This window comes from Coprococcus sp. BIOML-A2 (assembly GCF_009875795.1).
Lineage (GTDB): Bacteria > Bacillota > Clostridia > Lachnospirales > Lachnospiraceae > Coprococcus > Coprococcus aceti.
The window spans coordinates 292,941-315,709 of the sequence record NZ_WWSI01000001.1 but is presented as its reverse complement, the minus strand read 5'-3'; the positions used below and the strand labels follow the sequence as shown (position 1 = coordinate 315,709).

General features: G+C 46.8%; 19 protein-coding genes. 18 read left to right on the top strand and 1 reads right to left on the bottom strand.

Annotated elements, in window-relative coordinates; translation table 11 throughout:
- The first annotated feature begins 35 nt into the window (after nt 1–35).
- Nucleotides 36–818 carry a pyrroline-5-carboxylate reductase gene (gene proC, locus GT575_RS01480; protein ID WP_055272153.1) on the top strand — a complete coding sequence of 261 codons (783 nt, stop codon included), beginning with the start codon at nt 36–38 and terminating at the stop codon, nt 816–818.
- Between the two features lie 62 nt (nt 819–880).
- On the opposite strand, the gene GT575_RS01475 is transcribed toward proC, so the two are convergent.
- Entirely contained in the window at nt 881–3,460 is a 2,580-nt protein-coding gene (locus GT575_RS01475) for a hybrid sensor histidine kinase/response regulator (protein ID WP_161171345.1), read from the bottom strand.
- Between the two features lie 252 nt (nt 3,461–3,712).
- On the opposite strand from GT575_RS01475, the gene GT575_RS01470 reads away from it, so the two are divergent.
- From GT575_RS01470 to GT575_RS01390, 17 genes are all read left to right on the top strand, one after another.
- Nucleotides 3,713–4,822, top strand: coding sequence for an HD domain-containing phosphohydrolase (locus tag GT575_RS01470; RefSeq protein WP_161171344.1), 1,110 nt, complete (start codon nt 3,713–3,715; stop codon nt 4,820–4,822).
- Nucleotides 4,819–5,166 carry an Hpt domain-containing protein gene (locus tag GT575_RS01465; protein ID WP_022217002.1) on the top strand — a complete coding sequence of 116 codons (348 nt, stop codon included), beginning with the start codon at nt 4,819–4,821 and terminating at the stop codon, nt 5,164–5,166. The genes GT575_RS01470 and GT575_RS01465 overlap by 4 nt, the downstream gene beginning before the upstream one ends.
- Before the next feature lie 37 nt (nt 5,167–5,203).
- The gene (locus GT575_RS01460; RefSeq protein ID WP_055280188.1) at nt 5,204–5,458 is read left to right on the top strand and encodes a hypothetical protein; all 255 of its coding nucleotides are present in this window, start codon (nt 5,204–5,206) and stop codon (nt 5,456–5,458) included.
- 71 nt (nt 5,459–5,529) lie between these two features.
- Complete coding sequence (locus tag GT575_RS01455; protein ID WP_161171343.1) at nt 5,530–7,404, top strand: hybrid sensor histidine kinase/response regulator; 1,875 nt, start codon at nt 5,530–5,532, stop codon at nt 7,402–7,404.
- A 69-nt stretch (nt 7,405–7,473) separates the two neighbouring features.
- Complete coding sequence (gene spoVT, locus GT575_RS01450) at nt 7,474–8,019, top strand: stage V sporulation protein T (protein ID WP_015534608.1); 546 nt, start codon at nt 7,474–7,476, stop codon at nt 8,017–8,019.
- Nucleotides 8,020–8,206: 187 nt separating this feature from the next.
- Nucleotides 8,207–8,479, top strand: a complete 273-nt coding sequence (locus GT575_RS01445; protein WP_015534609.1) for an HU family DNA-binding protein — start codon at nt 8,207–8,209, stop codon at nt 8,477–8,479.
- A gap of 16 nt (nt 8,480–8,495) precedes the next feature.
- Nucleotides 8,496–8,735 carry an RNA-binding S4 domain-containing protein gene (locus tag GT575_RS01440; protein ID WP_015534610.1) on the top strand — a complete coding sequence of 80 codons (240 nt, stop codon included), beginning with the start codon at nt 8,496–8,498 and terminating at the stop codon, nt 8,733–8,735.
- Nucleotides 8,736–8,824: 89 nt separating this feature from the next.
- A complete protein-coding gene (locus GT575_RS01435; protein ID WP_015534611.1) occupies nt 8,825–9,097 on the top strand; it encodes a YabP/YqfC family sporulation protein in 273 nt (90 codons plus the stop codon).
- Nucleotides 9,097–9,438, top strand: a complete 342-nt coding sequence (gene yabQ / locus GT575_RS15515) for a spore cortex biosynthesis protein YabQ (RefSeq protein WP_015534612.1) — start codon at nt 9,097–9,099, stop codon at nt 9,436–9,438. The genes GT575_RS01435 and yabQ overlap by 1 nt, the downstream gene beginning before the upstream one ends.
- 130 nt (nt 9,439–9,568) lie before the next feature.
- Nucleotides 9,569–9,889: an FtsB family cell division protein gene (locus GT575_RS01425; RefSeq protein ID WP_015534613.1), complete on the top strand. Its 321-nt coding sequence runs from the start codon at nt 9,569–9,571 to the stop codon at nt 9,887–9,889.
- 95 nt (nt 9,890–9,984) lie between these two features.
- Nucleotides 9,985–12,108 carry a SpoIIE family protein phosphatase gene (locus GT575_RS01420; protein ID WP_161171342.1) on the top strand — a complete coding sequence of 708 codons (2,124 nt, stop codon included), beginning with the start codon at nt 9,985–9,987 and terminating at the stop codon, nt 12,106–12,108.
- Between the two features lie 51 nt (nt 12,109–12,159).
- A complete protein-coding gene (gene tilS / locus GT575_RS01415; RefSeq protein ID WP_161171341.1) occupies nt 12,160–13,620 on the top strand; it encodes a tRNA lysidine(34) synthetase TilS in 1,461 nt (486 codons plus the stop codon).
- Entirely contained in the window at nt 13,617–14,138 is a 522-nt protein-coding gene (gene hpt, locus GT575_RS01410) for a hypoxanthine phosphoribosyltransferase (RefSeq protein ID WP_022216999.1), read from the top strand. The genes tilS and hpt overlap by 4 nt, the downstream gene beginning before the upstream one ends.
- 23 nt (nt 14,139–14,161) lie before the next feature.
- Nucleotides 14,162–16,204: an ATP-dependent zinc metalloprotease FtsH gene (gene ftsH, locus GT575_RS01405; protein ID WP_055145084.1), complete on the top strand. Its 2,043-nt coding sequence runs from the start codon at nt 14,162–14,164 to the stop codon at nt 16,202–16,204.
- 83 nt (nt 16,205–16,287) lie between these two features.
- Nucleotides 16,288–17,637, top strand: a complete 1,350-nt coding sequence (locus GT575_RS01400; RefSeq protein ID WP_022216997.1) for an esterase/lipase family protein — start codon at nt 16,288–16,290, stop codon at nt 17,635–17,637.
- 395 nt (nt 17,638–18,032) lie between these two features.
- Complete coding sequence (locus tag GT575_RS01395; protein WP_022216996.1) at nt 18,033–20,126, top strand: glycoside hydrolase family 13 protein; 2,094 nt, start codon at nt 18,033–18,035, stop codon at nt 20,124–20,126.
- 353 nt (nt 20,127–20,479) lie between these two features.
- Nucleotides 20,480–22,696 (top strand): RNA ligase, encoded by a 2,217-nt coding sequence (locus tag GT575_RS01390; RefSeq protein ID WP_055280205.1) that lies wholly within the window; start codon nt 20,480–20,482, stop codon nt 22,694–22,696.
- Nucleotides 22,697–22,769: the final 73 nt, after the last annotated feature.

The window sequence follows — 22,769 nt, the reverse complement described above, 5'->3', positions numbered from 1 at the left end:
AAATATATAAAGGCTTGAAAGAAGGAGGATGTATCATGGAGAGATTAGGTTTCATAGGCATGGGTAATATGGCACAGGCACTCTGTGCAGGATTTGTGAATTCAGGGAAGATAGCGGCTGAGAGTGTATATGCATATGCACCACACTATGACAAGCTGGTGAAGAACTCAGAGAAGTATGGATTTACTCCGTGTAAGACACTTGCAGAGCTGGTGGATGCCGTGGATACGGTCATCATGGCATGCAAGCCTTATCAGATCAATGACGTTCTCGTTGAGATAGGAGAGAGACTTCACGGCAAGGCTCTTGTGTCGGTGGCAGCTGGCTGGGATTTTAAGAAGTACAGTGAGTATTTTGACAGTTCGGTGAGAGTGCAGTTTGTGATGCCGAATACTCCGGCAATGGTATATGAGGGAGTTATGCTCTTTGAAGCACAGAATTCCCTTGAGGAGGAAGAAAGGACACAGATCAAAGAGCTGTTCGCGGCTGTGGGAATTGTGGAGGAGCTTCCATCGAATCTCATGGGAATAGGAGGCGCAGTAACCGGCTGTGGTCCTGCATTTGTGGATCTGTTCATAGAGGGATATGCGGATGCAGCGGTTAAGTATGGTGTGCCTAGACAGACTGCGTACAGACTCATATCACAGATGATACTTGGTTCAGCAAAACTTCAGCTAGAGACAGGGGAGCATCCCGGCGTGTTGAAGGACAATGTATGTTCCCCTGCGGGAACAACCATCTGCGGTGTTGCATCCCTCGAGGAGTCAGGCCTCAGGAGTGCATGCATTAAGTCTATAGATGCGATCATGAATAAGTAATAACGGCAAAGCCCCTGTATGATTGAAATATCATACAGGGACTTTTTTATTTCTTGACTTTTTTATTTCTTGAATTTTGAGAGGATGCTTATAAGCTGTCTTATGTTCAGCGGCTTTGACAGGTGTTCGTTCATGCCCGCCAGACGGCATCTTTCGAGATCTTTAGCAAATGTGTTGGCGGTGATGGCGATGATAGGAATGTTCTGTGCATCCGGATGCTCAAGCTTTCTTATGGCGTAGGACGCCGAGATTCCATCCATCACAGGCATCTGAAGATCCATAAGGATGCCGTCGTAGGTTCCGGCAGCAGATGTGGAGAACATGGCAACGCACACGGAGCCGTCCTCAGCGCGCTCACAGGAAATACCATTCATACCCAGAAGTTCAGACACGACCTCATAGTTGAGTTCGTTATCCTCTGCCACCAGAAGGTGCATTCCTACACACAGGGATTCTGCGTCGCTGCTATCACCGGATTGTCCAGACCACAGATCATCCTTTATGATATAAGGGACGTCGATGCTTACCTCGATGATAGTTCCACCACCCGGATTGCTCTGTACTGTGATGGTACCCTGCATTAGATCCACAAGCTCCTTCACTATGGCGAGCCCCAGACCGCTTCCGCGCACTTTGCTGATCCTGGTGTCTGTCTCGCGGGAGAATTTGTTGAACATGCTCGCCTGATATTCAGGCTTTATTCCAATTCCCGTGTCGCTTATTCTGGCGACGAGACGTATCTTATCGGAGCCCGGTATATTCTCCTCATATAATTCAAACCCAACGTCGCCATGACCAGGTGTGAACTTGATGGAGTTAGACAGCAGGTTAGAGTAGATCTGTTTCAGCTTGAGTCCATCGGCCAGGATGCAGTCGTGATATATATCGTGACAGTTGAAGGTTATATTGAGTCCGTCGTTCATGAGAGCCTGATCGAAAACCATGTTCAGAGTATGACACAGCTCGGATACAGATGTTTCACAAGGCTTAAGCTGCTGTCTGCCGTTTTCCAGATTCGTTATGTCAAGGATGTTGCTGACGAGCTGTTCTATATAAGCCCCGGACGTCCTGAGCTTGCCCAGACAGTCGTCTATCTTGCTTGGATCGCCTAGTGATCGCTTTGCTATGTCGGCAAATCCCATTACGGCATTCAGAGGTGTTCTTATGTCGTGAGCCATCTTGGACAGAAACTCGGACTTTGCCTCGTTTGCCTTGTTGGCCTCCTCTGCCAGGAGCATCCAGCTCTGTTCACGTCTCTTTTGTTCGCTGATAAGCCTTGTTACATACAGTATGTTGGTCACGTTGCCAAGAGCATCTCGCTTCTTCACAATAAATCTTGCCGAGTGCCAGTTGCCGTCGTTGGCAAGATAATCCATGGCTATGGTCTCGTCTGTGTGGAGACGCTCTGCGATGGTCGACAGATCAAAGAAATCAAGTATCTTGTCCTGATATTCGGGAACGACGAAGCGGTGACACAGCTCCTTCATCTTGGAGGAAGCTCTTCCCATGCGGCCTGTAAGTCTGTGTACCTTGTTATCGCTGGACACCTCCTCGTACATGTCCTGTGTAAGATCTATCCTGTATATTGAGAAGTAGATCTTGCTTATGGCAGATATGATCTCATTGTTCAGGTTAGCCTCGTCAAGTGCCTCCTGGAGCTGCCTCCTCGAATTTTGTTCAAAGCTCACAAGCTCGTCTATCTGCTTGAAGCCAATCAGCACCCTTGAAGATGAAGCCGCTGAAAAAGGGAATATCTCAGCCTCAAAGTTTTCCTGGCCCGCTGCGTTCGGAGTCACCCGGTATCTGTAAGAAAGCTTAGGGTGAGCGGCAAGATGATTCTGTATATGCTCTGCGCTGAGGATTTCTGTGAAGTCCGGGGCAGATTCTTTGATGACATATTTTTCGTAATACTGTCCGATCAGCTCTGAGTAGCAGAATGTTTTCCCAGCTTTGATGTCGTGTATGTGGGCAGCATTTGCCGCTGGGTCAAGCTTTAAAGGCTCGAGAGAATCATTCTGAAGATCCACGCAGTAGACGGATATGTAGTCCGTGCACAGAACAGACATGAACGTCCTTTCGCGGTTCAGATCCGACAGGCTCTTTTCGAGAGAATTATTGCGCTGCTCAAGAAGCTCGGTCATTCTGAGAGTCTCCCTTACATTTCCGAGATGACCGCCCACAACCCCAAGCAGACTTATAAAGGATTCCGAACTCTCTATGTGGGGATTGTCCACACCGATAAAGCCTTTGAGCTGGTCCTTATAGAAGATAGGAAATGCTATTTCAGAGTGGATATCCTGCATGACCAGAAGCTGATACTCGGAAGGCATGAGATCCTTCACATCCTCCACGTTATCTATGATCATACTGTCGCCGCGCTCAAATGCTTCCAGCCAGTAAGGCATGTCGGCGGAATCCACGGACTGAAGATTGTCAATCCATGGCTGCACATTGTCACCGCACCACTCATATGAGTTGCGGAATACGTTGTCAGTCTCATCCCAGTCAAAAATATAAACTCGTTCTGACGAAGTGCAACTTCCGATGATACGGAGCAGAGTCTGTATGGATGCTCGGAGTTCAAAACGGTTCTGGGCTCTGTCAATGGCAACCATCTGCTGTAGTATAACAAAATTATCCATAAAATACCCCCCCTTTAGGTGTGTAGATTTTTGATATATTAATACATAAAGCTCTGTTTTTAAGACAATTTTACCTATTTTGAGAGAAAAAATCCATATTAATGTCAATTAATTCCATAGACAATATTTGTTAAAGACAATAGAATTAATGCGGGTATTTACAAAGATTTTGCGTAATTATACAAAAGATCCAATATGTGAAAAATACAAAAGCAGTTGCAAGTGATAATACTACATTGAGGAGTGGATCAAATGAGAGAAAAAGTTTTGATTGTTGATGACATCGAACTGAACAGAGAGATTCTGGCGGTTGCGCTTGGCGATGAGTACGAGGTACTGCAGGCATCAGATGGTGTACAGACGATAGAGATCCTGAAAACGGATAGCGAGGGGATAACTGTTATGCTGCTGGATCTCATCATGCCGAATGTGGATGGATACGCTGTACTGGATTATATGAGAGAGCATGGTCTGCTGGAGAGGATACCGGTTATCGTCATAAGTGCTGAATCCGCAAGGGATGTTGAGGTGAAATGTCTTGAGATGGGTGTTACGGATTTCATAAGAAAGCCATTTGACAGTGTTACGGTCAGGAGAAGAGTCAAGAACACAGCCGAGTTGTTCATGTACAAGAATCATCTGGAGGATAAAGTCAGACTGCAGACAAGAGAGCTGGAGGAGAAGAACAAACTGTTTCAGGCTCAGGCAGAGCAGATACGTGAGACCAATGAGAAGATAGTGGATGTTTTAGGCACGGTTGTTGAATACAGAAATCTTGAGAGCGGTGAGCATATCAAGAGGGTAAAGGAATTTACCAATATACTTGCAGAGAAGGCTGCGGAGAAATATCCGGAGTACGGCCTTACACCGGAGAAGATAGCTGTAATAGTTGCAGCCAGTCCACTTCATGACATAGGCAAGATAGCCATTAAGGACAGTGTGCTCCTGAAGCCGGGCAGGCTTACAGATGAAGAGTTTGAATATATGAAGACCCACACGACAAAGGGCTGTGAGATACTTACACAGATTGCAGGCACGTGGAGTGAGGAATACGAGAAGATCAGCTATGAGATATGCCGCCACCATCATGAGAGATATGATGGAAAGGGCTATCCTGACGGACTGGCCGGTGAGGATATACCGATATCGGCACAGCTTGTGTCCATAGCGGATGTGTATGACGCTCTTGTGAGTGATCGCGTGTACAAGAAAGCGATAGAGAAGGGCAAGGCATATCAGATGATACTTGATGGAGAGTGTGGAACATTTTCACCGAGACTTATAGAGTGCTTCAAGGAGTCCAGACAGGAATTTGAAGAGCTTGTGTGCAGATATGAGATGAAGAAGGAGAACCAGATATGAACATCAGAGAGTGTTATGATACAATAGGAGCAGATTTTGAGGATGTACTTGGCAGACTTGGCAGTGAGAGCCTTATACAGAGATTCGCACTTAAGTTTATAGATGATGGAAGCTACAATGAACTGACAGAGGCTCTTGCGGAGAAGAATGCTGAGAAGGCATTCAGGGCAGCACATACACTGAAGGGGATATGTCTGAACCTTGGACTTAAGAATCTGTATACAGTGAGCTCGGATCTGACAGAGAAGCTCAGGGGGAGAGAGCTTGATGGATATGAGGCTTTGTATGAGAAGGTCAGTGAGCAGTATAAGATAACTGTAAATGCTCTTAAGAGTGTTGAATAGATCATTGTAGTGTGAGAAAATAGAAGAGATTTATGAGATGAAGAAGAGGACTATTGCCAGAATGATGGCAGCTGTTATGGCCGTGAGTATGCTTGCTGGTTGTGGTGATTCAGACGGCGATACAGCGAAGAAGGTGAACCTTGATCCAGATCATCCGGTATCACTGAAGATATGGCATTACTACAATGGAACCCAGCAGGCGATATTTGATGATCTGGTTGATGAGTTCAATGCTACCAAGGGCAAGGATGAATGGACATCTGTCCAAGCCGGTGAACATAGGAAAGTTTGAGGAAATGCTCTACGAGGTATGGAGCAGTCATAACAGAGAATTCAGCGTATTGCGCTAAGGGGGGGATAAATATGACACAGCACTTGCAGACGATGATGTGTGAATACACCATACTGATAATCATGCTCTATATAGGTGTGAGATGTCTTAATCAAAGAAATAATAAGATCATAAGATCGTTTTCTCATTTTGTATTCGGAGTAATTGCTTTCCAGATAATAAATATACCTGTAAGAATGGTTGACGCAGGACTGGTGCGTATGCCGGCCACGGTGGTTTTTGTGTTGAATTGCGGATTCATGATCGCAGAGACATTTGTGACATATGAATGGTTTTATTTTTTCGAGAGCATACAGAATTCATTATTTGTGGAAAAAAAGATAATACGGGCATTGCGCAGTATTCCGCTTGTTCTGATGATTGTGCTGTGTGTGGTCTCGTGGTGGACAGGCTGGCTTTTCTACGTGGATGATACGGGCATGTATCGCAGAGGAGCATTGTTCGCACTTCAGGTGGTACTTCCATATACCTATGTATTTGTGACACTCGTCAGTGCGATAGTATATTCCATTACCAGAAGAGAGAAAAGATCTGCCGTCATCTTAACTATAGCACTCATACCTGCGCTTATATGTTCAGTGTTGCAGATTGTTGCGGGTGGTTCTTATGTTCTGGCTGGACTGACGCTTTCGGCGATGTTCGTGTATATAGAGCTCTGCATGGAGGATATCAGAAAGGTTGAGAAGCTTGAGGTTATCGAGAAGGCCAACCACGAGCTGGAGAATGCCCTGGATATGGCGAATAAGGCTAACAACGCTAAGACGGTGTTCCTCAACTCCATGTCTCATGATATAAGAACCCCTATGAACGCGATAATAGGCTTCACAGACCTTCTGAATGACAACCTGTCCGACCAGGACAAGGCGCGCGATTATATAGCCAAGATCAGATCATCAAGTGATTATCTGCTGTCCCTTATCAACAATGTATTGGAGATGGCAAGGATAGAGAGCGGCAAGACAGAACTGGACGAGAGCAGTATATCACTTAAAAGTCTTGATTCGGTGTACTGGCTGTTTGAAAGTCAGATGAAGGAGAAGAACATAGACTTTACATGGAATGTGAATGTGAAGCATAACAATATTCTATGTGATGTAGTGAAGATAAAAGAGATACTCATGAACATCATCAACAACGCATATAAGTATTCTCTTCCAGGAGACAGCGTTGCGGTGAAGATCGATGAGCTTCCATGCGACAGGGATGGTTATGTGAGGATACGCACAGTGGTCAGTGACACGGGAATTGGAATGTCGGAGGATTTCCTGGAGCATATATTTGAGGATTTCAGCAGGGAACAGACATCCACGGAGAGCGGACAGTTTGGAACAGGACTTGGCATGGCTATAGTTAAGAAGATAGTCGACCTTATGGGGGGAGATATAGATGTGCAGAGTGAACCGGGAAAGGGTACGACATTTACTGTTACACTTGAGCATCGTATATCCCAGAATGTTGAGGATGCTGGTTCGGTAGAGAAGCGCAACGAGGATTATTCATTTGAGGGCAGAAGGATAATCCTGGCGGAGGATAACGATCTGAACGCTGAGATAACAATGACGATACTTGCCGGTGCGGGCATGGAGGTCGACAGAGCCGCAGACGGAATCCAGTGTATAGACATGCTGGAGAAAGCGGAGCCGGGATACTACGATCTCATCCTCATGGATATACAGATGCCGAACATGGATGGTTACAAGGCAACCATGATCATACGAAAGCTGGACGACAGACGCCTGGCGGATATACCTATAATCGCTATGACTGCAAATGCGTTCAACGAAGACCGTAAGAAAGCCTTTGAGGTGGGCATGAACGGATACATAGCCAAGCCGATAAGCGCAGAGGATCTAAAGATGACGCTGGCTGGGATCGTGGAAGAATAATTTTGATGATTTTCCACATAATAACTCCAAAGCAATTATTTAACATGCAATGGAGGGTTAATACTGTTTATGAAGGCGACAGGAATAGTGAGAAGGATAGACGATCTCGGAAGGATAGTCGTTCCGAAGGAGATAAGAAAGGTTCTCAGGATAAGAGAGGGGGACCCGTTGGAGATATTTACCGGCAAGGAGGGCGAGATAGTTCTCAAGAAGTATTCGCCCATGGCTGATCTGACTGCATTTGCACAGCAGTATGTGGAGGCAATATCCCAGAGCCTTGGACTGCCGGTTGCCATCACGGACCGGGATTCAGTCATAGCGGTGGCGGGAATGCCGAAGAAGGAGCTGATGGGCAAGGAGCTTCACAGTGAGCTTGAGAGCGTGATAAACGACAGGAAAGCGATAGTTGCCCGCAAAGGCGATGCGAAGTTCATACACATAACCACAGACGACCTGGATTACGATGGACAGGTGGTGCAGACCATTATATCAGAGGGCGATGCAGTGGGCTCTGTCATCGTGATAGTGCGTGACAGCGGACACAGAATAGGTGAGATAGAGCAAAAAGCAGCGGTGATCGCGGCGGCATTTCTGGGCAAACAGATGGAAGGGTAGCCGGTAATGCAAGAATTTGGCAAAAAGTGAGTAAAATCAAGGGGTTTCGGCCTCGAAATCCCTTATTTTCCTTGACAAATATAACCATTTTAGGTATAACTATACATGTTGAGCTCAGAGTTTTCTGCTTTTGCGGGTAGCAGGCGGATGACAGAGAGCATTTATTTTTTAAAGGAGGAATTATCTAATGAATAAGACAGAATTAGTTGCAGCAATCGCTGAGAAGACAGAATTATCAAAGAAGGACGCTGAGGCAGCATTAAAGGCTTTCACAGACGTTGTAGCAGATGAGTTAAAGAAAGGTGAGAAGATTCAGTTAGTTGGATTTGGTACATTCGAGGTATCAGAGAGACCAGCTAGAGAGGGTAGAAACCCAAGAACTGGCGAGACAATGACAATCGCTGCTTCAAAGGCACCTAAGTTCAAGGCTGGAAAGGCATTAAAGGATTCAATCAACTAATCTTTAAGGGTTTGATATGAGACTTGATAAATACCTTAAGGTATCCAGAATCATCAAGAGAAGAACCGTGGCGAACGAGGCATGCGATGCCGGAAGAGTCATGGTCAACGACAAAGTGGCTAAGGCCGGAACCGATGTCAAGGTTGGAGATGTTATCGAGATAGAATTTGGCAACAAGACGGTGAAGGTCAGAGTTACAATGATTGCAGATTCCACTAAAAAGGAAGATGCCAAGGATATGTTTGAGTATGTGTAAAAATATGCCGGAATATACATAGTGTATTCCAGCATATTTTTTTTGTGGGCTCATATAGTTTATTAAATAGCTTGAGAAGGTTTCTGAACATGGGGGAAGTTAATAAGGCAAAAACCCACAAGGTGGTCATGGACAACAGGAACAGTCTGTCCATGACAGGGATCAGCAAGGTCACATCCATAGATCCTGATCTGGTTCTGCTGGTGACCGAGCAGGGGAAACTCAAGATAATAGGCAAGAATATGCAGGCGACAAATCTGGACCTTGACAAGGGAATGCTGGATCTCACAGGAAATATCAACTCCATGATATATTCGGGTGACAAGGAAGGTGCTTTTTCTATAAAGGGGTTGTTCAAGTGATGAGCGATATGGCGGCAGGGCAGCTCTGGGGATATGGGATATGTGTTGCAGCCGGAGCGTGCTCAGGTGTACTGGGATCGCTGTTCTGGTTCATCTCAAAGCTCTTTAGGAACAGCCGCGCGGTGGCGTGGATATGCGATATTACACTTTGGTTGATATTAAGTGTAGTAGTTATGGCGGTCAGTTACATATGCTGTGACGGAGATCTGAGACTATATATTTTTTTAGGATTTTTTTCAAGCTTTTTACTTGTATTTTTTACTATAAATTGGGCTGCTTCGAAAATTGCAAACCATATATTGTGTAAGAAAAAACAAGATTCAAAAAATGTGAAAATGTGACGGCAAAAAGTGCGTTGACATAATTAGTCTTAAATAGTAAAATTATGTCAATATGTTCGTTTGGCTACGAACTTTTTGTATATTATTACAAGAAAAGACAAGTAATAAAGTAATGAATGGGGAGTTTCTAATGAATAAGACGGTCGGCAGATCAAAGTCAAAAAAGAATAACAAGATCACAACGAAGCTTGGAATGGTTCTGGTTGTGAGCTGTCTGATATTGCTGGCAGTGGTTGTACTGTACAAAGCACAGAGCCTGAAAGCACAGAAGGAGAGCCTGCAGGTTCAGGCTGCGGAGCTTCAGGAACAGCTTGACAGTGCGAAGGAAGATTATAAGAAGCTTGAAGAGCGTGAGAAATATATGCAGACAGATGAGTATGTTGAGGATGTGGCCAGATCACAGCTCGGTCTCATATATCCTGACGAGATCGTGGTAAAGCCTGAGGAATAAAGTCAGAACATAGCGGATGCTGATTTCAGCATTCGCTATTTTTTTGCGCATTTGACGGATATACTTCTTGTCACTATGAACAGGAAGGCGGGAAAATGTTGATGAGAGAAAAGGTGAATGGGTTCGTCGGAGTGATGGCGGTGGCTATTCTGTGTATGGTCAGCGGCTTATGCATGGTCTGGGGGATAGCCCCGGTGGTTCTGGCTGTGTATGTGGCGGCCTGTGCGGTGTGTGGGAGATACATGATAACCTGCATCGGGTGTGCGGCGGGAGTCGCAGCCGGATCTATGGGCATAGCAGGGCTGTTGCACGCATATGAGTATATGATACCGGGGCCTGTGTATTCCGGTGTGATGGTGACGGAGAAATATCTGGTGCTGCTGGGACTTGCGATGTGTCTTATGAAGATCGTGTACTCCAGAAATTCCAGATCGTATGTAAGGGTGATCGTCGTCATGTCGGCTGCCGTGCTTATGGGAAACATAGTGGTATATGCGGATAACATGCTTATGGCTGCAGCTTATGGAGTGGTGGAGGCTGCGATATTCATGTGTGCCAGTGTGATACTGAAACCGGGGATTGGACTTCTATATACATATATCTGCGGGGATGCCTCGGATGTGGAGAGGGATGAGAGCTGGAATATAAGTCAGGGCATAGTGAGCCTCATGGCGCTGGCGGCGGTCGTTCTGTGGGTTGTTCCGGGTGAGGATATCTACGGTGTGAATCCGGCATTTATGCTAGCTCTGGTTCTGATATTGTACGCGGTGTATAGAACTGGAGCGGTGTACGGATGCGGAATGGCGGCGGTGGCGGGAAGCATCGTGTCGGTCAAGCTGAATGACAGCAGGTGGCTCATGTGGATGCTCCTTGTGACGCTGGTCATGCTCATAGGCCGGGCACTCACCGGGAGAAGAAAGGTGTCTGCAAGTCTGTTCTATGTTCTGGGGTGCGTTCTTGCCTCCGTGGCGGATGGAACAGTGCTGTGGAACGGCTCTGGGCGGGAGACCGCATTTTACTATATAAATATCGCCGTTCCGGTCGTATTGTTTGCGTGTATACCTGGTGCTCTGCTGGGCGCCATGGACGAGGAGACAGATCCGGCGTGTCTTCAGGCGGCTGCTGCGGAGATTAACAGACTCACGGTCTGCAAGATAGAAGATATGGCAAATGTGTTCAGACGGCTCGATTATACATTTGCCGGGAGCGATGAGCCGGCGATAAGCCTGGGACAGATCGGCGAACTCGTGGATGGCTTCAGGAGACAGATAGATCTGATAGGTGAGGCGAGGGAGATATCCGATGAAAAGCTGCTGGGGCAGATAAGATCGCTGGGGATGGACGAGGTCAGGGTCACGGCATCCATGGACAGTGGCAACAGGAGCCGATACTATGTGGCGGGAAGAACGTCAGGTCAGGGCATGGTGCTGTCAAGACAGGTGGCTGATGTACTGAGTGGGTATTTCAGGAAGAATATAAGGGCGGGCATGGATTCGCCGAGCCTTTTCTTCGATGAGTACAGATCTGCCGTGTACGAGGAGGCGGCGCGTTACAAGGGGCGTTACCATGTCAGAAGGATAAAGAAATATGGCTCTCCGGTGTCGGGGGATAATTTCTCGGTGAAGGAGTATGAGGATGGCAGGCTGGTGATGATGCTGTCTGACGGCATGGGAAGCGGAAGCCTGGCCTCCTGCGAGAGCTGCATGATGCTGGACACCATGGAGGAGCTGCTGGAGGCGGGATTTGCCCCGGAGTACAGCATTGCATTTGCCAATCGATGTATGTCCAGGAGAAATAAGGGCAGAATATTCACGACATTTGATATGGTGGTCATAGACATGTACGACGGCACCATGAGGAGCTTCAAGCAGGGGGCGTCGGTGACCTATGTGATACACCCAGGCGATGATGGAAATGAGGTCCGCCAGATAACGAGCACTACTCTTCCCGTGGGCGTGCTGGACGATGCCGAGTGCGACATGGCGGATGTGAAACTTGCGGCGGGGGATGCCGTGGTCATGGTGAGCGATGGGCTCTCGGATATGGATGTGTCCGATCACATGCAGGATGTGCTCAAGGGAATAAGAGTGGGTGACAGCAGACGGATGGTCGATGATATACTGGGCGCCATGATAGGACAGGGGGATGTGTCGCTTCGGGATGATGTGACGGTCATGGCGGCGGTGATATCAGGATCTGAGAAAAGTAGCGCAGCCTGAGTAACTCTATGCTATAATATGAAATTATGATATTTACAGAAGGATAAATGTATGGATGTATTTGAAAAAGATGTTCTTGAGTATATAAGAAAATACCACATGTTTGATGGTATAAGTCACTGCGTGTGCGGTGTGTCCGGCGGCGCGGATTCGGTGAGCCTGCTCACGGTGCTGGCAAGGCACAGGGCGGAGCTGGGAATAGATATACACGTTGTACACATAAATCACATGATACGCGGTGAGGCTGCGGATGGTGACCAGAGCTACGTTGAGACTTTGTGTGGTGAATATGGTGTCACATGCGACTCTTACAGGATCGATGTCAGGAAGCTTGCGGAGCAGGCCGGACAGACCGTGGAGGAGGCCGGACGCCATGCAAGATATGATGCATTTGACAGGATGCGTGCCAGGTATGCGGATGAGGGCTGTGTGATCGCAGTCGCCCACAACCGCAACGATGTGGCTGAGACGGTTCTGTTCAACATGGCGAGGGGAACCGGAATGGGCGGCATAAAGGGTATAGCCCCGGTGAGGGATCACATAGTGAGACCGCTTCTTGGGAGCGACAGGAGCCACATAGAGGAATATCTTGACCGGAAGGGGATCAGATACTGTACGGATGCCACCAACAATGAGGATGATTACACTAGGAACAAGATAAGACACAGGATACTTCCTCTTATGAATGAGATAAATGGACAGGCCACGGAGCACATTTGCCAGATGGCCATGATGGCGGCTGATTACGAGCGGCTTGCTGCCGGACTGGTTGATGATTTCCTGACGGGACAGGGAATTGATGTCAGAAGTGAAGGCTGTGGCTGGACCGGAGACAGCACTGACCGGAGATATGAGCTGGACATGGCGGCTCTCAAGGAGCAGGACAGGCTCGTGCAGGAGCTTGTCATAAGAAAGCTCATCGGAATGGTGTGCGGAGGCCTGAAGGATATCGGCATGAGCCATGTGTCGGAGGTTACGAAGCTGTACTCGGCTGACACCGGGGCGGGGATCAATCTTCCTGCCGGTGCGAGGGTGTGGCTGGAGTACGGCAGACTGGTATTTGCCGGCGGTGAGAACCGCGCCGGTGACCAGAGCTGTCAGGACGGCGGGCTGCCGGGCTGCGTGGACATAGACATCACCTGTGATGGTGAGTATGAGCTGTGTGAGGGAAGGCTTACGGTCAGGATCTACGACAGACCTGAAGCCCTTGATCTTGCAAAAAAAGAGTGTACGAAGTTTCTTGATTATGGTAAAATAAAACAGTGTCTGCAGTTGCGGACATTTGAAAACGGGGATTATATAGTCGTTAATTCTGCGGGCTCGAGAAAGAAGCTCAACCGTCTGTATACTGACTGTAAGATACCGGTGGACAAGCGGCGTCATATTCCACTTGTGACATCCGGGCAGGAGGTCGTGTGGGCCGTGGGACTTAGGATTGGCGAGAATTATAAAGTGACAGAAGATACACAAAAGATAATTGAGTTGAATTTTAACAGGAGGAAACAGAGTTGAAAGAACAGATTGGTGTTATGCTCAGCAGCAGTGAGGTGGAAAACAGAATAAGCGAGATGGCAGCAGCCATAGATAAGGCATATGAGGGAAAGACGATACATTTGATCGGAATCCTTAAGGGAAGTGTGTTCTTCATGTGTGAGCTTGCGAAGAGAATGAAGAGTCCGGTCACCATGGACTTCATGTCTGTGAGCAGCTATGGCGATGGAACAAAGTCATCAGGTATTGTCAAGCTGAACAAGGACCTTGATGAGTCTATAGAGGGAAAGGATGTAATCATCGTGGAGGACATTCTTGATTCGGGAAGAACCCTTTCATACCTTGTGAAGCTTCTCGGCGAGAGAAAGCCTGCAAGCCTTGAGGTTGTGACCCTGCTTGACAAGCCGGACAGAAGAGTTATCCCGGTTGAGCTGTATATGACAGGTTTTGAGATCCCTGACAGATTTGTTGTGGGATACGGCCTTGACTGTGCCCAGAAGTACAGAAACCTTCCATATATAGGTGTCATAGAGCAGTAATATATTGATTAAGGAGCATATACATGGAAAATATGGATAAGAGAAAATTCAGGAATGGAATGATAATCTATCTGTTGATCCTGATAGTTGCTTTCATCCTCATAAACAGATGGATGCAGAGCGACAAGATTGAAGTGACCACCACTTACAGTTACACAGATCTGACAGAGGATTTGGATGATGGCAAGATATTGGCATTGTCGATACAGCCAAATGCAGAGATTCCTACGGCGGTAGTTCAGGTGCAGTTCACCAACGGAAAGACTCTTGCATTTTATTCCACAGATGTCAATGATGTCGTGAAGATTTATAACGACTATCAGGCAAGTGTGGACAAGTATAATGCGACCGTAAGCTCGGATGACGATAAGAAGGTCGTTGCCAGATGCAGCCTGAACGATGTGGAGAAGACGAGCATATGGAGTGTGATAATTCCGTATGCCCTTGTCATGATCGTCATGTTCTTTGTCATGCTGCTGTTCGTGAGATCATCACAGGGCGGTGGAGGCCAGATGATGAACTTTGGCAAGAGCAGGGCGAAAATGACAGAGCCTGATGAGAAAGAGAAGGAAGATAAGAAAAATAATAAGAAGAAAATAACATTTGACGATGTTGCCGGTCTCAGTGAGGAGAAAGAGGATCTCGAAGAGATAGTGTGCTTCCTCAAGAACCCGGGCAGATTCATCAAGGTCGGTGCACGTATACCGAAGGGAGTTCTTCTTGTCGGCCCTCCTGGAACAGGTAAGACACTCATGGCAAAGGCCATAGCAGGAGAGGCGGGGGTTCCGTTCTTCAGTATTTCAGGATCAGACTTCGTGGAGATGTTCGTCGGTGTCGGTGCAGCGAGAGTGAGAGATCTTTTTGCACAGGCAAAGAAGAACGCACCATGTATCGTATTTATAGATGAGATCGATGCCGTTGCCAGACAGAGAGGTACAGGACTTGGCGGTGGACATGACGAGCGTGAGCAGACTCTGAACCAGCTCCTTGTAGAGATGGATGGATTCGGAGCGAATGAGGGAATCATAGTTCTTGCAGCTACCAACCGTGTGGACATACTGGATAAAGCGATCCTCCGTCCGGGACGTTTTGACAGAAAGATATCTGTCAATCCTCCTGATATCAAGGGCAGAGAGGAAATCCTCAAGCTTCATGTTGCGAACAAGCCTCTGGCAGAAGATGTTGATCTCAACGAGATCTCCAGAACAACAGCCGGATTTTCGGGAGCTGATCTTGAGAACCTGATGAATGAGGCTGCGATCTCTGCTGCGAAGGCCGGCAGGGAATATATCAATAAGGAAGATGTCGACAAATCATATATCAAGGTTGGAGTCGGTGGTGAGAAGAGGAGCCATGTGGTCTCCGAGGAGGATCGTAAAATCACGGCATATCACGAGTCGGGACATGCGATACTGTTCCATCTCCTTCCATATGTTGGCCCGGTGCATATTGTGTCTATCATACCTACAGGTACCGGAGCCGGAGGATATACCATGCCGCTTCCACAGGGTGATCAGGAATATATTACTAAAGCGCATTTGCTCAACGAGATAAAAGTTAGCATGGGCGGAAGAATTGCAGAGAAGATCATATTTGGCAATTTTACCACGGGTGCTTCACAGGATATCAAGATGGCCAGCGGTTATGCAAGATCCATGGTTACGAAGTATGGAATGTCCGAAAATCTTGGATTTATCAACTATGAGAGCGATGATCAGGAGGAGGTATTCCTCGGGAAAAATCTTGGACATACCAAGCCATACAGCGAAAAGATAGCCGCCGCCATAGATGAGGAGGTTAAGCAGATCGTTGACGAGTGTTACAGGGAGGCTTATGAGATTCTGGAGCAGAATGTGGATGTTCTTCACAAGTCTGCAAAGCTTCTTCTTGAGAAGGAGAGAATAACAGGAGCTGAGTTTGAAGCACTGTTCGATAGAGACGATGCTAAGGATGCAGATGCACATGTTCAGAGCAACGGTGCAGAGCAGAGTACAGCAGAGAATGTAAATGCAGCAGATAATGCTGTTGCAGAGCAGAAAGCTGAGACTCAGACAGACAAACAGTAATATATAAAGACAATACAGATGCCCGCAGTTTTCTTGCGGGCATTTGGCTTATGTTGGATATATGACGGAAGGGAGAACAAGGGATGAAGATAATAAAGAGAGGGATAAATGCGGTGATACCGTTCCTGCTGGCAAATGTATATCTGCTGGCAAGGTGTCCGGAGTGGAATATACCACTCATGCCGCTTATAGTTGTGGTGTTCATAGCAGTATATGTACTGCTGACCGCTATGCCATTTCTCGGACTGAAAAATATCCAGTCGAGTGGGATCAGAAGGTGTCAGAGGGGATGCGAGAATCTGTACTCTTTCCTGGCGGCAACGGTCATGTCTGTGGCTGTGCTGATACTAATGTTGGTGCATGTGATAGATGTTGGTGCGTGGACATGGAAGAACTGGGTTCTGTACATACTCACGGCGGTGACTGTGCTGGCGGTCACATTCTGGGTTGGAATAATAAGGATATATGTGTCATCCAGGCAGCTCGGTATTAAATGGAGAGTGATCGGTATACTGTGCGGTTGGATTCCGGTGGTACATCTGATAGTCCTTGGCAAGCTGATAAGTCTGGCATCAGGTGAGACGGTTCTGGAGAACGAGAAGATTATAAAGGATAAGGCAAGACAGGCTGACCGGGTCTGCGCCACCAGATATCCAATACTCATGGTACACGGAGTGTTCTTCAGGGATTTCAGGTATCTGAATTACTGGGGAAGGATCCCTGCGGCACTTGAGGCGAATGGTGCGACCATATTCTACGGAAACCATCAGTCCGCCGCATCTGTGGCTGACTCCGGACGGGAGATAGCTGACAGGATACAGCAGATATTGAAGGAAACAGGATGCGGGAAGGTGAATATCATAGCCCATTCCAAGGGAGGCCTTGACAGCAGATATGCCATATCGAAGCTCGGCATGGCCCCTTATGTAGCATCACTCACAACGATTAACACTCCGCATAGGGGATGCGAATTTGCGGATTATCTTCTGGGCAAGATACCGGAGAAACAGCAGCAGACCGTGGCAAATGCCTACAATTCTGCACTCAAGAAGCTGGGTGACACAAACCCGGACTTCATAGCTGCGGTGACGGATCTCACGGCATCAGCGTGTGAAAACCTGAACAGAGAGCTCCCTGATCCGCAGGGGGTATACATACAGAGCACGGGTTCATGTATGAAGAAGCCTTCCGGCGGACGCTTCCCGCTCAACACCACCAACGCATTCGTAAAGCAGTTTGATGGTGAGAACGATGGACTTGTCGGATATGAATCTTTCAAATGGGGCTCAAACTTCATATATCTGAAGCCTCAGGGCAGGCGTGGAATCTCCCACGGAGACGTGATAGACCTGAACAGGGAAAATATAGATACATTTGATGTGAGGGAATTTTATGTGGAGCTTGTGAGTGACCTGAAGAGACGCGGTTTTTAGAAAATGCCAGGTGTTTTGTCTAATGTGAACAATAAAAAGTAAAAATCAGGTAATATTCAGGAAATGTATTGTGATATTGCACAATGACATTTGCCAAATAAAAAAATGTTTGGGCAGACTTTTGACGGGAATTGTATATAATAATACTTGTAACCCCCAATACATTATATAGTTTTGGCTACACCCCATAAAAGTAACAAAATACCTTCTCCAAAAGAGACAGTCGTTCGGTGACTGTCTCTTTTACTTTTGGTGAAAACAGAAATTGGGCAGGATGGTCTGATATGAGGCGATTCCTGCTGTATATTTGCAGCTAATATATGTTTTATCTTGTTGCCTAATCTCCCGAAAAGTATTAATATAAAAAAGAGTATGTGCAAGGGAGATTTTATTGTATGGTGGAAAAGAAGACCAATGGGCAGAAGATACATGATTATGTATATAATGTAAAGCCCATACTAAATAAAGGCGGACTGTTTGCGGACGGAAGCAAATATTATGTCAGCCCACAGGAGCCGGATGTGGATCAGGATGTGAATGTCAGATTCAGGACTACAGCCGATAATGTGGATGAAGTGTTCCTTATATATAATGAAGAAAAGATACAGATGACAAAGGAGAGTTCCAACAGAATATTTGACTTTTATACCGCAACGATACCTGGAGGTCTGCCATTCATAAGATATCATTTTGAGATACATTCGGGAAGGGTCACATGCTTTTATGACAAGCTGGGACCTACGAAGCAGAACGACAGAGAGTACGACTTTGAGATATGTCCGGGATTCAAGGTACCGGAGTGGGCAAAGGGTGCGGTATTTTATCAGATATTTGTGGACAGGTTCTGCAACGGGGATACTTCCAATGATGTGCTGGATAATGAGTACGCATATATAGGTACCGGTTCAGTTCAGGTAAAGGACTGGAATCAAAGGCCGAGCATCATGGATGTGGGACGTTTCTATGGCGGAGATCTCCAGGGTGTCAAGGATAAGCTTGATTATCTGCAGGATCTGGGAGTGGATGTAATATATCTGAACCCTATATTCGTATCACCATCCAACCATAAGTATGATATACAGGATTACGACTACGTTGATCCACACTATGGAAGAATAGTTGACGATGAGGGTGACTGCCTTCCGGGCGGATGCCTTGAGAACAAGCAGTCGTCGAGATATATCAACAGAGTTACAAATAAAAAGAATCTTGAGGCCAGCAATCAGCTCTTTGCCGAGCTGGTTGAGGAGATACACAAGCGTGGCATGAAGGTCATCCTGGATGGCGTGTTCAACCACTGTGGTTCATTCAACAAATGGATGGACAGGGAGTGTATATACGAGAATCAGGAGGGCTACGAGAAGGGTGCGTTTGTATCGAAGGACAGCCCTTACAACACTTTCTTCAAGTTCTACAATGACAATGCATGGCCATACAATACAACATATGATGGCTGGTGGGGTCATGACACCCTGCCAAAGCTCAACTACGAGGATTCGCCGAAGCTGGTTGAGTACATCATGAAGATAGCAAGGAAATGGGTGTCACCTCCGTATAATGCAGATGGATGGCGACTTGACGTGGCTGCGGATCTGGGACATTCCCCAGAGTACAACCACCAGTTCTGGCGGGAGTTCAGGAGAAATGTTAAAGAGGCAAATCCGAATGCGATAATTCTGGCTGAGCACTATGGTGATCCAAAGAGCTGGCTGAAGGGAGATCAGTGGGATACTGTCATGAACTACGATGCGTTCATGGAGCCTATCACATGGTTCCTCTGCGGTGTTGAGAAGCACAGCGACGAGTTCCGCGGTGACCTTCTGGGTAATTATGACGCGTTCAAGGGCGCGATGAACTATCACATGTCCAGATTCCTGAGACCATCGATAGACGTGTCCATGAATGAGCTGTCCAACCACGACCATTCCAGATTCCTTACGAGAACCAACAGAAAGGTCGGACGTCTTCACACCATGGGAGCGGATGCTGCTGATCAGGGCGTGGACAAGGGTATATTCAGACAGGCTGTCGTATTCCAGATGACGTGGCCGGGAGCTCCTACCATATACTATGGAGATGAGGCTGGTGTGTGCGGATGGACAGATCCTGATAATAGAAGGACTTATCCGTGGGGCCACGAGGACAAGGAGCTTATACAGTTCCACAAGGATATGATAAGAATACACAAGTCCTACGAGGCACTTAAGTCTGGCTCTGTATTATATCTCCACGGCGGACACAAGATACTCTGCTATGGAAGATTTACTGACAACAAGCAGGTGGTAGTCATCATGAACACCAACTATGAGGATGTGGATCTGAAGCTTCATATCCGTCAGATCGGAGTGTACAACCATTCGATCCTCAGAAGAGTCATGCTGACAAATGAAGAGGGGTACACGCTGGAGCCACAGGATTTCATGGTGGAGCACAACGTACTCACGATCAAAGCTCCGAAGATGAGTGCGATGGTGCTTGTTCGTGCCTGATGGCCGGAAGACAAAGATATACAAGACAAAGATATATGACATAAAAATATAAAAAAGTTCCTTTGGACGAATGATGTTATTGAAAGAATCATTTGCCGGGGAGCTTTTTTATTTGCAAGAGTAATGCTTGCACAGAAAATGGATTGAAAATGGAATTGCTTGCCCGTGTTATCGTCTAAATCTGCGGCGAGCCGAATTCTATGTTTGTCCATGACTTTGTAACGATCCAAGAAACACCATCCAAGAAACACAATTTAGAAAACAGATAGATTAAACTACAGGTTGGGTGAAAAATATAGGGAGATAGGGTATATTGGACAAAATAGTATTGTAAAGAAGGAGGCAGATAGAATATGAGAGTATTGCTTTTGCTTAGGGGATCTGCCGGTTGTGGCAAATCTACATGGATCGAGCAGAATGGATTAAAACCATACACACTTTCAGCGGACGACATCAGACTGCTTTGTCAGAGTCCGGTGCTGCAGGTGGATGGTACGAGAGGAATCAGTCAGAACAATGATGGTACGGTGTGGAAGACATTGTTCAGCCTTCTTGAGATCCGCATGCAGAAGGGCGAATTTACGGTGATAGATGCCACGAATTCCAAGACTTCGGAGATAAACAGATATAAGAATATGTGTGAGACGTACAGATACAGAATGTATTGTGTAGATTTTACAGATATACCTATAGAAGAGGTGAAGAGAAGAAATGCCGGGAGGGAGGAGTTCAAGAGGGTATCAGATGACGTTATTGACAAGATGTACTCCCGCTTTGCCACACAAAAGATCCCTTCGGGAATCACGGTCATAAAGCCGGACGAGCTTGACAGCATCTGGATGAAGAAGAGGGATTTCTCCCAGTATAAGAGGATCCATCACATCGGGGACGTTCACGGATGCTATACAGCGCTGATGAAGTATCTGGATGACAATGGCGGTATAAAGGATGATGAGTTCTATATATTTACAGGTGATTATATCGACAGAGGCGTGGAGAATGCGGAGGTTGTAAATTTCCTGATATCTATCATGGACAGGAAGAATGTTCTCATGCTTGAGGGCAATCACGAGAGATGGCTGTGGCTGTGGGCAAATGACTGCACCGGCAGGTCGAAGGAGTTTGAGCTTGTGACAAGACCAATCCTCGATGCTTCCGGAATCGACAAGAAGGAGGTGCGGAAGCTTTACAGAAGGTTTGGACAGTGTGCTTACTATAGCTACGGTGATAATGTATATCTGGTGACCCATGCGGGACTCAGTGTGATTCCCGACAATCTCACATTTGTGGCAACTGATCAGATGATACATGGAGTCGGAGCTTACAATGATTTCGAGAAGATCGCAGAGACATTCTACGGGAAGATGCCGGCGAATTACTATCAGATCCATGGACACAGGAACACCAAGCTGCTCCCGGTGCGGGTGAATGACAGAGTGTTCAACCTTGAGGGCAGAGTCGAGTATGGCGGGGAACTCAGATGCGTTCGGGTGGATGCTGATGGAATCCATGAGGTGGAGATCCACAATGATGTGTTCAAGGCACCTGAGATACAGGAGGAACAGACCGTTACCACAAGCTCTGTTGCAGATGTGATCATCTCCTTGCGGGGGAACAGGTACATACAGGAGAAGACATTTGGCAATATTTCGTCATTCAACTTCACGAGCAAGGCATTCAATGACAGGGTGTGGGATGAGCAGACCACAAGAGCAAGGGGCTTGTACATTGACACATTCAAGGGAAGAGTCGCAGCGAGGGCGTATGACAAGTTCTTTAATATCAATGAGCGCCCTGAGACAAAGTTTGATATGCTGCAGAATAAGCTGCAGTTTCCGGTGACTGCCTATGTCAAGGAGAACGGTTTCCTGGGACTCGTGAGCTACGATGAGTACAACGACGATCTGTTGATAGCGAGCAAATCCACCATAGAGGGACCATCCGCCGGCTGGCTGAAGGATATGATATATGAGAAGGTGACACCGGAGAATATAGAGAATATGAAGCGGTTTGCGAAGGACAATAATGTGACATTTGTATTTGAGTGTGTTGATATGAAGCATGATCCTCACATCATAGAGTACCCGGAGAGCAATCTGTATCTGCTTGATATAGTTTACAACCAGATAAACTATGCAAAGTATGATTACGATGCGATGTGTGATACAGCCCACCGGTTCGGCCTGACACCAAAGAAGAAGGCTTGCGAGCTTGCAACCTGGCAGGAGTTCTATGACTGGTATTATGATATCCTTGAGGATGATTACGAGTATAACGGCAGAGTCATAGAGGGGTTTGTCATCGAGGACAGCGCCGGATATATGACAAAGCTCAAGCTTGCATACTACAATTTCTGGAAGTTTATGAGGACAATATCCTATGAGGCTATCAGAAACGGATATATCAAGAAGACATCGGCACTCACCACCCCTCTTGCAAATGAGTACTATGCGTGGGTGAGAAAGCTTCACGATACAGAGGATCCCGCAAATGTTCCGAGGGATATATGCACGCTTAGAAGATGGTTTTATAATGACATGAAGCAGGCGGAAGGCGATAGCCTGATATAGGTGATCATAAGAGATAACACGGTGAATGTTTGACGGGTTATGTTATATCATGGCAGCAGCCAGACATAGAAAA